At 54.7% G+C, this 13837-nt stretch carries 10 protein-coding genes and 1 pseudogene; all 11 read left to right on the top strand.

Features of this window, described 5'->3' with window-relative positions; genetic code table 11:
* Nucleotides 1-300 (top strand): annotated as a pseudogene (gene tuf, locus ACJ8IJ_RS23450) (elongation factor Tu); the annotation flags it as partial.
* 259 nt (nucleotides 301-559) lie between these two features.
* Nucleotides 560-943, top strand: a complete 384-nt coding sequence (gene secE, locus ACJ8IJ_RS23455) for a preprotein translocase subunit SecE (RefSeq protein WP_004929916.1) — start codon at nucleotides 560-562, stop codon at nucleotides 941-943.
* Between the two features lies 1 nt (nucleotide 944).
* Nucleotides 945-1490, top strand: a complete 546-nt coding sequence (nusG, locus tag ACJ8IJ_RS23460) for a transcription termination/antitermination protein NusG (protein ID WP_004929914.1) — start codon at nucleotides 945-947, stop codon at nucleotides 1488-1490.
* 165 nt (nucleotides 1491-1655) lie between these two features.
* Nucleotides 1656-2084, top strand: coding sequence for a 50S ribosomal protein L11 (gene rplK / locus ACJ8IJ_RS23465; protein ID WP_004929911.1), 429 nt, complete (start codon nucleotides 1656-1658; stop codon nucleotides 2082-2084).
* 3 nt (nucleotides 2085-2087) lie between these two features.
* Nucleotides 2088-2792 (top strand): 50S ribosomal protein L1, encoded by a 705-nt coding sequence (gene rplA, locus ACJ8IJ_RS23470; RefSeq protein WP_004929908.1) that lies wholly within the window; start codon nucleotides 2088-2090, stop codon nucleotides 2790-2792.
* Nucleotides 2793-3130: 338 nt separating this feature from the next.
* Complete coding sequence (gene rplJ, locus ACJ8IJ_RS23475; protein WP_004929905.1) at nucleotides 3131-3628, top strand: 50S ribosomal protein L10; 498 nt, start codon at nucleotides 3131-3133, stop codon at nucleotides 3626-3628.
* 63 nt (nucleotides 3629-3691) lie between these two features.
* Entirely contained in the window at nucleotides 3692-4057 is a 366-nt protein-coding gene (rplL, locus tag ACJ8IJ_RS23480) for a 50S ribosomal protein L7/L12 (protein ID WP_004929903.1), read from the top strand.
* A gap of 332 nt (nucleotides 4058-4389) precedes the next feature.
* Nucleotides 4390-8418, top strand: coding sequence for a DNA-directed RNA polymerase subunit beta (rpoB, locus tag ACJ8IJ_RS23485; RefSeq protein ID WP_004929900.1), 4029 nt, complete (start codon nucleotides 4390-4392; stop codon nucleotides 8416-8418).
* Between the two features lie 118 nt (nucleotides 8419-8536).
* Nucleotides 8537-12760, top strand: a complete 4224-nt coding sequence (gene rpoC, locus ACJ8IJ_RS23490) for a DNA-directed RNA polymerase subunit beta' (RefSeq protein WP_004929899.1) — start codon at nucleotides 8537-8539, stop codon at nucleotides 12758-12760.
* Nucleotides 12761-12926: 166 nt separating this feature from the next.
* Complete coding sequence (locus ACJ8IJ_RS23495; protein ID WP_016929429.1) at nucleotides 12927-13373, top strand: GNAT family N-acetyltransferase; 447 nt, start codon at nucleotides 12927-12929, stop codon at nucleotides 13371-13373.
* Nucleotides 13373-13837, top strand: coding sequence for a hypothetical protein (locus ACJ8IJ_RS23500; RefSeq protein WP_004929895.1), 465 nt, complete (start codon nucleotides 13373-13375; stop codon nucleotides 13835-13837). Before ACJ8IJ_RS23495 ends, ACJ8IJ_RS23500 begins: the two co-directional genes overlap by 1 nt.

Here is a 13837-nt window from a genome sequence, read left to right on the forward strand (position 1 = left end):
CCAGGCTCCATCAAGCCACACACCCAGTTCGAATCTGAAGTGTACATCCTGAGCAAAGATGAAGGTGGTCGTCACACGCCATTCTTCAAAGGCTACCGTCCACAGTTCTACTTCCGTACCACTGACGTGACCGGTACCATCGAACTGCCAGAAGGCGTAGAGATGGTAATGCCAGGCGACAACGTGAACATGGTTGTAACCCTGATTCACCCAATCGCGATGGACGACGGTCTGCGTTTCGCAATCCGTGAAGGCGGCCGTACCGTTGGCGCAGGCGTTGTTGCTAAAGTTATCGCTTAATCGCTGATAAAGTTTGACGCGACACGCGGTAAAAGGGCATCATTTGATGCCCTTTTTCTACGCTGTGAACTAGAACCTATCTCATCAGCGATTTTGCAGTCATAATCATTGGTGAGATGGGCTCTTAAACCGTATTGACTGAATACGTCATGGCGTAAAACACCGGGGTATCGCTAGTGCGGTATCCGATCGGTTTGGTTTGCCTCGCAATGCGAGGCAAAGTTGTTTGTTCTGAATCATCATTGTGACAGGTTGGTTTATGAGTGCGAATACCGAGGCTCAAGGGAGCGGACGCGGCCTGGAAGCGGCAAAGTGGCTGATCGTCGCCGTTCTGTTGGTTGTGGCTATTGTCGGTAACTATTACTACCGTGATTTAAGCCTGCCATTGCGCGCGCTGGCAGTTGTGCTGATCATCGCCGTTGCAGGTGCAGTGGCTCTGATGACCACCAAAGGCAAAGCCACCGTTGCGTTTGCCCGTGAAGCGCGTACCGAAGTACGTAAAGTGATTTGGCCAACTCGTCAGGAAACGCTACACACCACGTTGATCGTTGCCGCGGTAACCGCCGTGATGTCACTGATTCTGTGGGGACTGGATGGTATTCTGGTCCGTCTGGTGTCGTTTATTACTGGCCTGAGGTTCTAAAATGTCTGAAGCTCCAAAAAAACGTTGGTACGTCGTTCAGGCGTTTTCCGGTTTTGAAGGTCGCGTAGCGCAATCGCTGCGTGAACACATCAAACTGCACGATATGGAAGAGCTGTTCGGCGAAGTGATGGTGCCTACGGAAGAAGTGGTTGAAATCCGTGGCGGCCAGCGTCGCAAGAGCGAGCGTAAGTTCTTCCCTGGCTATGTGCTGGTGCAGATGGTGATGAATGACGCCAGCTGGCACCTGGTGCGCAGCGTACCGCGCGTCATGGGGTTCATCGGCGGTACGTCTGACCGTCCAGCGCCGATCAGCGATAAAGAAGTTGATGCGATCATGAACCGCCTGCAGCAGGTTGGTGACAAGCCGCGTCCGAAAACGCTGTTCGAGCCGGGCGAGCTGGTGCGCGTCAACGACGGCCCGTTTGCCGATTTCAACGGCGTGGTCGAAGAAGTCGATTACGAGAAGAGCCGCCTGAAAGTTTCCGTTTCCATCTTCGGCCGTGCAACGCCGGTGGAACTGGACTTCAGCCAGGTTGAAAAAGGCTGATCGAATAATCAGCAGTAAGCGGCCTGTTGCCGCTTGTCAAAGGCGCGAAATTGAACTACAATTTCGCGCCTTTTGTTTTTAGATGCCTTGCCTGATGTTTGTCCGGCGAGGTTAAACACGGGGAGCCTCTCACGAGGCGATACTACCCAAACCGAGGAAATTTAAATGGCTAAGAAAGTACAAGCCTACGTTAAGCTGCAAGTTGCAGCTGGTATGGCTAACCCGAGCCCACCAGTGGGTCCAGCTCTGGGTCAGCAGGGCGTTAACATCATGGAATTCTGTAAGGCGTTCAATGCTAAGACTGACAGCATTGAAAAAGGTCTGCCGATTCCGGTTGTTATCACCGTTTATTCTGATCGCTCCTTCACTTTCGTTACCAAAACCCCGCCAGCAGCAGTTCTGCTGAAAAAAGCGGCTGGTATCAAGTCTGGTTCCGGTAAGCCGAACAAAGACAAAGTAGGTAAAGTGACCCGTGCTCAGGTACGTGAAATCGCAGAAACCAAAGCTGCGGACATGACTGGTTCTGACGTTGAAGCGATGACTCGCTCCATCGAAGGTACCGCTCGTTCCATGGGCCTGGTAGTGGAGGATTAAGAGATGGCTAAGCTGACCAAGCGCATGCGCGTGATCCGTGACAAAGTTGATGCTACTAAACAGTATGACATCACTGAAGCTGTTGCTCTGCTGAAAGAGCTGGCCACCGCTAAATTCGTAGAAAGCGTTGACGTTGCCGTTAACCTCGGCATCGACGCTCGTAAATCTGACCAAAACGTTCGTGGCGCTACCGTTCTGCCACACGGCACCGGTCGTTCCGTTCGCGTTGCCGTATTTACCCAAGGCGCTAACGCTGAAGCTGCGAAAGCTGCAGGCGCAGAGCTGGTAGGTATGGACGATCTGGCTGAGCAGATCAAGAAAGGCGAAATGAACTTCGACGTTGTTATTGCTTCCCCGGATGCAATGCGCGTTGTTGGTCAACTGGGCCAGATCCTGGGTCCACGTGGCCTGATGCCAAACCCGAAAGTGGGTACCGTTACTCCGAACGTTGCTGAAGCTGTGAAAAACGCTAAAGCAGGTCAGGTTCGCTACCGTAACGACAAAAACGGCATCATCCATACCACCATCGGTAAGGTTGATTTCGACGCAGACAAACTGAAAGAAAACCTGGAAGCCCTGCTGGTTGCGCTGAAAAAAGCAAAACCTTCTCAGGCGAAAGGCATGTACATCAAGAAAGTTAGCCTCTCCACCACCATGGGTGCTGGCGTTGCTATCGATCAGAGCGGTCTGTCTGCCGCAGCGAACTAATCGCACTTGCGATTATCGCTTTGACTTGGGGCCGAGATTTGTCTAGAATCTTATGCCCCAAGGTTTTGCTATTGGCTATGCCGTAGGCAAAACAAAGATTTTTCGGTTGGAGCCTGGCCTATCCAGGCCTCCGTCCAAGACCGCAGGTGTATCGCGAGATACTTAATCCTTCCTGCGTAGACGGTGACAGAGCCTAAGAAAATTTTTCTTTTTTATAAAAGAATGTCTTTGCTGGATTCTGCTCACCGTGTTAAGCCGCTCGGCGTGGCGTTTTACAAAGCGCCGAGTGAAGTGAGTTCCGGGGGATTTTCCCCGGCTAATCCAGGAGCAAAAAGCTAATGGCATTAAATCTTCAAGACAAACAAGCGATTGTTGCTGAAGTCAGCGAAGTAGCCAAAGGCGCGCTGTCTGCGGTTGTTGCGGATTCCCGCGGCGTTACCGTAGATAAAATGACTGAACTGCGTAAAGCAGGTCGTGAAGCTGGCGTTTACATGCGTGTTGTTCGCAACACCCTGATGCGTCGCGTAGTTGAAGGCACTCCATTCGAATGCCTGAAAGACACGTTTGTCGGTCCAACCTTGATTGCATTCTCTCACGAACACCCGGGCGCTGCTGCTCGTCTGTTCAAAGAGTTCGCGAAAGCGAATGCAAAATTCGAGGTTAAAGCTGCGGCCTTTGAAGGTGAGCTGATCCCAGCGGCGCAAATCGACCGCCTGGCGACGCTGCCAACTTACGAAGAAGCGATCGCACGCCTGATGGCAACCATGAAAGAAGCCGCTGCCGGCAAACTGGTTCGCACTCTGGCTGCAGTACGCGATCAGAAAGAAGCGGCGTAAGCCACTCTTTCTTAGCCTTTGCTAACGTATTTAAACTATTTCTGAATTTTAGGAACAATTGTTATGTCTATCACTAAAGACCAAATCCTGGAAGCAGTTGCCGCTATGTCCGTAATGGACGTTGTTGAACTGGTTTCCGCTATGGAAGAAAAATTCGGCGTTTCTGCTGCTGCTGCTGTAGCTGTAGCTGCTGGCCCAGCTGAAGCTGCTGAAGAGAAAACTGAATTCGACGTTATCCTGAAAGCTGCAGGCGCTAACAAAGTTGCTGTTATCAAAGCAGTACGTGGCGCTACCGGCCTGGGTCTGAAAGAAGCTAAAGACCTGGTTGAATCTGCTCCAGCCGCTCTGAAAGAAGGCGTGAGCAAAGATGACGCAGAAGCTCTGAAAAAATCTCTGGAAGAAGCTGGCGCAGAAGTTGAAGTTAAATAAGCCAACCTTTCCGGTTGCAGCCTAGTCTTTTAGGCTGATGGCTGGTGACTTTTTAGTCACCAGCCTTTTTGCGCTGTAGGGCGCCAGTAGCGTTTCACACTGTTTGGCTGCTGGTTTCGCCTCCCAATGTTTGTTTCTATTGACGACTTAATATACCGCGGTCTTTGCACTACCAGGAGTTCTGGGGGAAGGCGCGATGAAATGGTTTAAGCGTGATAGCAAGAGACATTGCGGAAAGTGTTCCCGCTTTCCGGTCGACAAAACGGTGTTGCATGAACTGTCCCTAATCGGACGGACAGATTGGGTCACTGATCAGCGAGCTGAGGAACCCTATGGTTTACTCCTATACCGAGAAAAAACGTATTCGTAAGGATTTTGGTAAACGTCCACAAGTGCTGGACATACCATATCTCCTTTCTATCCAGCTTGACTCGTTCCAGAAGTTTATCGAGCAAGATCCAGAAGGGCAGTACGGCCTTGAAGCCGCATTCCGTTCTGTTTTCCCTATCCAGAGCTACAGTGGCAATTCGGAGCTGCAATACGTTAGCTACCGTCTTGGTGAGCCGGTCTTCGACGTCAAAGAGTGCCAGATCCGTGGTGTGACGTTCTCTGCACCGCTGCGCGTAAAACTGCGCCTGGTTATCTATGAGCGCGAAGCGCCTGAAGGTACGGTCAAAGACATCAAGGAACAAGAAGTCTACATGGGCGAAATTCCGCTCATGACCGAAAACGGCACCTTTGTGATCAACGGTACTGAGAGGGTTATCGTATCTCAGTTGCACCGTAGTCCTGGCGTATTCTTCGACAGCGATAAGGGTAAAACCCACTCCTCGGGTAAAGTGCTGTACAACGCACGTATCATCCCTTACCGCGGTTCATGGTTGGACTTCGAGTTCGATCCGAAAGACAACCTGTTCGTGCGTATTGACCGTCGCCGCAAACTGCCTGCGACCATCATTCTGCGCGCGCTGAACTACACCACTGAACAGATCCTCGACCTGTTCTTTGACAAGATCGTCTTCGAAATCCGCGACAACAAGCTGCAGATGGAGCTGGTGCCTGAGCGCCTGCGTGGTGAGACCGCTTCGTTCGATATCGAAGCCAACGGCAAGATCTACGTAGAGAAAGGCCGTCGCATCACCGCTCGTCATATCCGTCAGCTGGAAAAAGACGACATTCAGAGCATTGAAGTACCGGTAGAGTACATCGCGGGCAAAGTGGTCGCGAAAGACTATATCGATACCAATACCGGCGAACTGATCTGCGCAGCCAACATGGAGCTGTCGCTGGATCTGTTGGCCAAGCTGAGCCAGTCCGGCCACAAGCGTATCGAAACGCTGTTCACCAACGATCTGGATCACGGCGCGTACATCTCTGAAACGCTGCGTGTCGATCCGACCAACGATCGTCTGAGCTCGCTGGTAGAAATCTACCGCATGATGCGTCCTGGTGAGCCGCCAACGCGCGAAGCTGCCGAAAGCCTGTTCGAGAACCTGTTCTTCTCCGAAGACCGCTACGATCTGTCCGCGGTTGGCCGTATGAAGTTCAACCGTTCTCTGCTGCGCGACGAGATCGAAGGTTCGGGCATCCTGAGCAAAGACGACATCATCGAAGTGATGAAGAAGCTCATCGATATCCGTAACGGCAAGGGCGAAGTGGACGATATCGACCACTTGGGCAACCGTCGTATCCGCTCCGTCGGCGAAATGGCCGAGAACCAGTTCCGCGTAGGTCTGGTGCGTGTTGAGCGTGCGGTGAAAGAGCGTCTGTCTCTGGGCGATCTGGATACCCTGATGCCTCAGGACATGATCAACGCCAAGCCGATTTCGGCGGCGGTGAAAGAGTTCTTCGGCTCCAGCCAGCTGTCCCAGTTCATGGACCAGAACAACCCGCTGTCCGAGATCACGCACAAGCGTCGTATCTCTGCACTGGGCCCGGGCGGTCTGACTCGTGAGCGCGCCGGCTTTGAAGTTCGAGACGTACACCCGACCCACTACGGCCGCGTGTGTCCAATCGAAACGCCGGAAGGTCCAAACATCGGTCTGATCAACTCCCTGTCCGTGTACGCACAGACTAACGAGTATGGCTTCCTGGAAACCCCGTACCGCCGCGTGCGCGACGGCGTGGTGACCGATGAGATCAACTACCTGTCTGCTATTGAAGAAGGCAACTTCGTTATCGCCCAGGCGAACTCCAACCTGGATGAAGAAGGCCGCTTCGTAGAAGACCTGGTCACCTGTCGTAGCAAAGGCGAATCAAGCCTGTTCAGCCGCGACCAGGTTGACTACATGGACGTATCCACCCAACAGGTTGTTTCCGTTGGTGCCTCACTGATTCCATTCCTGGAACACGATGACGCCAACCGTGCATTGATGGGTGCGAACATGCAACGTCAGGCCGTACCAACCCTGCGTGCTGACAAGCCGCTGGTCGGTACCGGTATGGAACGCGCTGTAGCGGTTGACTCCGGCGTAACCGCCGTTGCCAAACGCGGCGGTGTGATCCAGTACGTGGATGCTTCCCGTATCGTTATCAAAGTTAACGAAGACGAGATGTACCCGGGCGAAGCAGGTATCGATATTTACAACCTGACCAAGTACACCCGTTCTAACCAGAACACCTGCATCAACCAGATGCCGTGTGTGAATCTGGGTGAGCCAATCGAGCGCGGCGACGTGCTGGCGGATGGCCCATCGACAGACCTGGGCGAGCTGGCACTGGGCCAGAACATGCGCGTAGCGTTCATGCCTTGGAACGGCTACAACTTCGAAGACTCCATCTTGGTCTCCGAGCGCGTGGTGCAGGAAGATCGCTTCACCACCATCCACATCCAGGAACTGGCGTGCGTGTCTCGCGACACCAAGCTGGGGCCTGAAGAGATCACCGCCGACATCCCTAACGTGGGTGAAGCTGCGCTCTCCAAACTGGATGAATCCGGTATCGTATATATCGGTGCTGAAGTGACCGGCGGCGACATTCTGGTCGGTAAGGTAACGCCTAAAGGCGAAACCCAACTGACGCCGGAAGAGAAACTGCTGCGTGCGATCTTCGGTGAGAAAGCGTCTGACGTTAAAGACTCTTCTCTGCGTGTGCCGAACGGCGTTTCCGGTACGGTTATCGACGTGCAGGTCTTCACCCGCGATGGCGTGGAAAAAGACAAGCGCGCGTTGGAAATCGAAGAGATGCAGCTGAAGCAGGCGAAGAAAGACCTGACTGAAGAACTGCAGATCCTGGAAGCCGGTCTGTTCGCACGTATCCACGCGGTGCTGGTTGCCGGTGGCATCGAAGCCGACAAGCTGAGCAAGCTGCCGCGCGATCGCTGGCTGGAACTGGGCCTGACCGACGAAGAGAAGCAAAACCAGCTGGAGCAGCTGGCTGAGCAGTACGACGAACTGAAATCCGACTTCGAGAAGAAGCTGGAAGCCAAGCGTCGTAAGATCACTCAGGGCGACGATCTGGCGCCGGGCGTGCTGAAAATCGTCAAGGTTTATCTGGCCGTTAAACGTCAGATCCAACCGGGTGACAAGATGGCAGGCCGCCACGGTAACAAGGGTGTTATCTCCAAGATCAACCCGATCGAAGATATGCCTTACGATGAAAACGGCACGCCGGTAGACATCGTACTGAACCCGCTGGGCGTACCATCACGTATGAACATCGGTCAGATCCTGGAAACCCACCTGGGTATGGCTGCGAAAGGCATCGGTGAGAAGATCAACCAGATGCTGAAGCAGCAGCAGGAAGTGGCCAAGCTGCGTGAGTTCATCCAGAAGGCCTACGATCTGGGCGACGACGTTTGCCAGAAAGTTGACCTGAACACCTTCAGCGACGACGAAGTGCTGCGTCTGGCAGAGAACCTGAAAAAAGGTATGCCGATCGCAACGCCGGTGTTTGACGGTGCGAAAGAGACTGAAATCAAGAAGCTGCTGGAAATGGGTGGTATCCCGACCTCCGGTCAGATCACGCTGTTCGATGGCCGTACCGGTGAGCAATTCGAGCGCCAGGTTACTGTTGGCTATATGTACATGCTGAAACTGAACCACTTGGTTGACGATAAAATGCACGCCCGTTCAACCGGTTCTTACAGCTTGGTTACTCAGCAACCTCTGGGTGGTAAAGCGCAGTTCGGTGGTCAACGCTTCGGTGAGATGGAAGTGTGGGCACTGGAAGCATACGGCGCGGCTTATACCCTGCAGGAAATGCTCACCGTTAAGTCGGATGACGTTAACGGCCGTACCAAGATGTACAAAAACATCGTGGATGGCGACCACCGGATGGAGCCAGGCATGCCGGAATCCTTCAACGTACTGTTGAAAGAAATCCGCTCGCTCGGCATCAACATCGAACTGGAAGACGAGTAATCGTCATTCCGGCTCAGGCTCCCCGCCTAAGGGAGCCTGAGGGTGGTTGTTCAGGTCACACGGGTACCTACTGCGGTTGTGGGTACCCAACAGGTTTAACTCCGACAGGAGCCAATCCGTGAAAGACTTATTGAAGTTTCTGAAAGCGCAAACTAAGACCGAAGAGTTTGATGCGATCAAGATTGCTCTGGCCTCGCCAGACATGATCCGTTCGTGGTCGTTCGGTGAAGTTAAGAAGCCGGAAACCATTAACTACCGTACGTTCAAACCAGAGCGTGACGGCCTTTTCTGCGCCCGTATCTTCGGGCCGGTAAAAGATTACGAGTGCCTGTGCGGTAAGTACAAGCGCTTGAAACACCGCGGCGTGATCTGTGAGAAGTGCGGCGTTGAAGTGACCCAGACCAAAGTGCGCCGTGAGCGCATGGGCCACATCGAGCTGGCTTCGCCGACCGCGCACATCTGGTTCCTGAAATCGCTGCCATCCCGCATCGGTTTGCTGCTGGATATGCCGCTGCGTGACATCGAACGCGTACTGTACTTCGAATCCTATGTGGTGGTCGAAGGCGGTATGACCAACCTCGAGCGCCGTCAGATCCTGACTGAAGAGCAGTATCTGGACGCGCTGGAAGAGTTCGGTGACGAATTCGACGCCAAGATGGGTGCGGAAGCTATTCAGGCCCTGTTGAAAAACATGGATCTGGAAGCCGAGTGCGAGCAGCTGCGTGAAGAGCTGAACGAAACCAACTCCGAAACCAAGCGCAAGAAGCTGACCAAGCGTATCAAGCTGCTGGAAGCGTTCGTACAGTCTGGTAACAAGCCGGAGTGGATGATCCTGACCGTGCTGCCGGTACTGCCGCCGGATCTGCGCCCGCTGGTTCCGCTGGATGGCGGCCGTTTCGCGACGTCGGATCTGAACGATCTGTATCGCCGCGTGATCAACCGTAACAACCGTCTGAAACGCCTGCTGGATTTGGCTGCGCCTGACATCATCGTGCGCAACGAAAAGCGTATGCTGCAAGAAGCGGTAGACGCCCTGCTGGATAACGGCCGTCGCGGTCGTGCGATCACCGGTTCCAACAAACGTCCTCTGAAATCTTTGGCCGACATGATCAAAGGTAAGCAGGGTCGTTTCCGTCAGAACCTGCTCGGTAAACGCGTTGACTACTCCGGCCGTTCCGTAATCACCGTAGGTCCATACCTGCGTCTGCATCAGTGCGGTCTGCCTAAAAAGATGGCGCTGGAGCTGTTCAAACCGTTCATCTACGGCAAGTTGGAGCTGCGTGGCCTGGCCACCACCATCAAAGCCGCCAAGAAAATGGTTGAGCGTGAAGAAGCCGTCGTTTGGGATATCCTGGACGAAGTGATCCGCGAACACCCGGTACTGCTGAACCGTGCACCAACCCTGCACCGTTTGGGTATCCAGGCGTTTGAACCGGTTCTGATCGAAGGTAAAGCGATCCAGCTGCACCCGCTGGTTTGTGCGGCCTATAACGCCGACTTCGATGGTGACCAGATGGCCGTTCACGTACCGCTGACGCTGGAAGCCCAGCTGGAAGCGCGTGCGCTGATGATGTCCACCAACAACATCCTGTCCCCAGCGAACGGCGAGCCAATCATCGTTCCTTCTCAGGACGTTGTACTGGGTCTGTACTACATGACCCGCGACTGTGTTAACGCCAAGGGCGAAGGCATGGTGCTGAACGGTTCCAAAGAAGCTGAGCGCGTTTACCGCGCCGGCCTGGCGTCTCTGCATGCGCGCGTTAAAGTGCGTATCACCGAAGACGTCAAGAACGCCGAAGGCGAGTGGACCTCTCAGACCAGCATCATCGACACCACCATCGGCCGCGCCATCCTGTGGATGATCGTACCGAAAGGTCTGCCGTACGCGATCGTTAACCAGCCTTTGGGCAAGAAAGCGATCTCCAAGATGCTGAACACCTGTTACCGCATCCTGGGCCTGAAGCCGACCGTAATCTTTGCTGACCAGATCATGTACACCGGTTTTGCTTACGCAGCCCGTTCCGGCGCTTCCGTAGGTATCGACGACATGGTTATCCCGGCCAAGAAAGCGGAGATCATCGAAGAAGCGGAAACCGAAGTTGCCGAGATCCAGGAGCAGTTCCAGTCTGGTCTGGTTACCGCCGGCGAACGCTACAACAAAGTGATCGATATCTGGGCTGCCGCGAACGAACGCGTTGCGAAAGCGATGATGGAAAACCTGTCGGTAGAAGACGTGGTTAACCGTGACGGCGAAGTGGAACAGCAAGTTTCCTTCAACAGCATCTTTATGATGGCCGACTCCGGTGCGCGTGGTTCCGCCGCTCAGATTCGTCAGCTGGCCGGTATGCGTGGTCTGATGGCGAAGCCGGACGGCTCCATCATCGAAACGCCAATCACCGCGAACTTCCGTGAAGGTCTGAACGTACTCCAGTACTTCATCTCCACCCACGGTGCTCGTAAAGGTCTGGCGGATACCGCACTGAAAACCGCGAACTCCGGTTATCTGACCCGTCGTCTGGTTGACGTGGCGCAGGATCTGGTGGTGACCGAAGACGACTGTGGCACCCACGACGGCATCCTGATGACTCCGGTTATCGAAGGTGGCGACGTGAAAGAGCCGCTGCGTGAACGCGTTCTGGGCCGTGTGACGGCAGAAGACGTCCTCAAGCCGGGTACGGCGGACATTCTGGTGCCACGCAACACCCTGCTGAACGAGAAGGCGTGTGACCTGTTGGAAGAGAACTCCGTCGACAGCGTTAAAGTCCGTTCCGTGGTGAGCTGTGAAACCGACTTCGGTGTGTGTGCTAACTGCTATGGTCGCGACCTGGCACGTGGCCACATCATCAACAAAGGCGAAGCCATCGGCGTTATCGCGGCACAGTCCATCGGTGAGCCGGGTACACAGCTGACGATGCGTACGTTCCACATCGGTGGTGCGGCATCTCGTGCGGCTGCTGAATCCAGCATTCAGGTGAAAAACAAGGGTAGCATCAAGCTGAGCAACGCGAAGTTCGTTATGAACGCCGCAGGCAAGCTGGTGATCACCTCGCGTAACACCGAACTGAAACTGATCGACGAATTCGGCCGTACCAAAGAAAGCTACAAGGTGCCTTACGGCGCCGTGATGGGCAAAGGCGACGGTGAAGAAGTTAACGGCGGCGAAACCGTTGCTAACTGGGATCCGCACACCATGCCGGTCATCAGTGAAGTCAGCGGCTTCATTCGCTTCGCGGACATGGTCGACGGCCAGACGATTACTCGTCAGACCGACGAACTGACCGGTTTGTCTTCTCTGGTCGTTCTGGACAGCGCAGAGCGTACCGGTAGCGGTAAAGACCTGCGTCCGGCACTGAAAATCGTTGACGCTCAGGGCGAAGACGTATTGATCCCAGGTACTGATATGCCTGCTCAATACTTCCTGCCGGGCAAAGCGATCGTTCAGCTGGAAGACGGCATTCAGATCGGTGCGGGTGATACCCTGGCGCGTATTCCTCAGGAATCTGGCGGTACCAAGGATATTACCGGTGGTCTGCCGCGCGTTGCCGACCTGTTCGAAGCGCGTCGTCCGAAAGAGCCGGCAATCCTGGCCGAAATCAGCGGGATTATCTCGTTCGGTAAAGAGACCAAAGGCAAACGTCGCCTGGTGATCTCTCCGCTGGACGGCAGCGACGCTTACGAAGAGATGATTCCGAAATGGCGTCAGCTCAACGTGTTCGAAGGCGAAGTGGTGGAACGTGGCGACGTCGTTTCCGACGGCCCAGAGTCTCCGCACGACATTCTGCGTCTGCGTGGCGTGCATGCGGTTACCCGCTACATCACCAACGAAGTGCAGGAAGTTTACCGTCTGCAAGGCGTTAAGATTAACGATAAGCACATCGAAGTTATCGTTCGTCAGATGCTGCGTAAAGGCACCATCGTTAGCGCTGGTGGCTCCGAGTTCCTGGAAGGCGAGCAGGCTGAAGTGTCTCGCGTCAAGATTGCCAACCGTCAGCTGGAAGCTGAAGGTAAAATCGCGGCAACCTTCTCGCGCGATCTGCTGGGTATCACCAAGGCATCCTTGGCGACCGAGTCCTTCATCTCCGCCGCATCGTTCCAGGAAACGACGCGCGTTCTGACCGAAGCTGCCGTAGCCGGCAAGCGTGATGAACTGCGTGGCCTGAAAGAGAACGTCATCGTGGGCCGTCTGATCCCAGCCGGTACCGGTTACGCTTATCATCAGGATCGCATGCGTCGCCGTGCTCAGGGTGAAGCGCCGGTTGTTCCGCAAGTCAGCGCGGAAGAAGCGACGGCTAACCTGGCCGAGCTGCTCAACGCAGGCCTGGGCGGCAGCGACGACGAGTAATCGTCATCCGCGCCGCGGGCCCGGCATGCCGGGCCCATTGCCAGATAAACCGCTCCCTCGGGGGCGGTTTTTTTTCGCCTCATGCCGGGGCAGAGCAAACTTTGCTACTATGGTTACAGCAGAAATTGACCGGCGCTTTTACCAGACAACCAAGGACAGTGCGAACATGGACAGCCTCATTACCTTCGAAAAATTGACGGCGCAACACCTGCCTTACCTGTATGAGATCCGCTTTTCCGTTGAAGAAAACCTGCTGCATCCGCATCAGATCCAGTATCTGCAGCGCAGGCAGGCGCTGGAGGACATCAACCAGGGCGGCGGCTGGATCTGCAAGCATGGCGACGACTATGCCGGCGTTGGCTTCGGGCTATTCATCCCTGAACCGCTGATCGGCGGCCTGTTCGTGAAGCCGGAATACCAGTCGAAGGGGATCGGCTCCGCCTTGTTGGCGCGAGTCACCGCCTGGATGTTTGAGCGCGGCGCCGAAGCGATCCACTTAACCACCGATCCGGGCTCCAAAGCCGAAGGCTTTTATCAACATCACGGCTGGGCCGTGGTCGGGCAGGATGAGTTCGGCCAGGCCGAACTGGTGAAACGCAAAGAGGGTGAATAATGACAATCAAAGGATTGATGACGTTACTGCTGCTTTCGCTGTTCAGTGCACCGCTGTATGCGGCCGTTGACTATTTTTACCTGAAACCGCTCGATGGTGAGAAGATCAAGATAACCCGGCAGATGCTGGAGGCGATGCCGCAGCACACGATTAAAACCTCGACCAATTTCACCCCGGAAGATACGTTCACCGGCGTTGAGTTTGCGGAGTTAGTGAAAGCCTACCACCTGAAAGGCCAGTCGGTGCGCGCTTTCGCCTGGGATGATTACTCCTATTCGATGCCGATTGACGAGATGATTAAATACCGTGTGATCGTCGCCTACCAGCGCGGCGGCAAGCCGATCGACGTTGGTGAGCTGGGGCCGTTCGCCATTATTTATCCGCGCGATGGCTATGCCGAACTGAATAACCTGGATGTGAATGCGAAAACCGTCTGGCAAGTGAAACGGTTGGAGCTGAAATAA

The sequence above is a fragment of the Serratia sp. CY40230 genome (assembly GCF_052168835.1).
GTDB classification, from domain to species: Bacteria; Pseudomonadota; Gammaproteobacteria; order Enterobacterales; family Enterobacteriaceae; genus Serratia; species Serratia nematodiphila.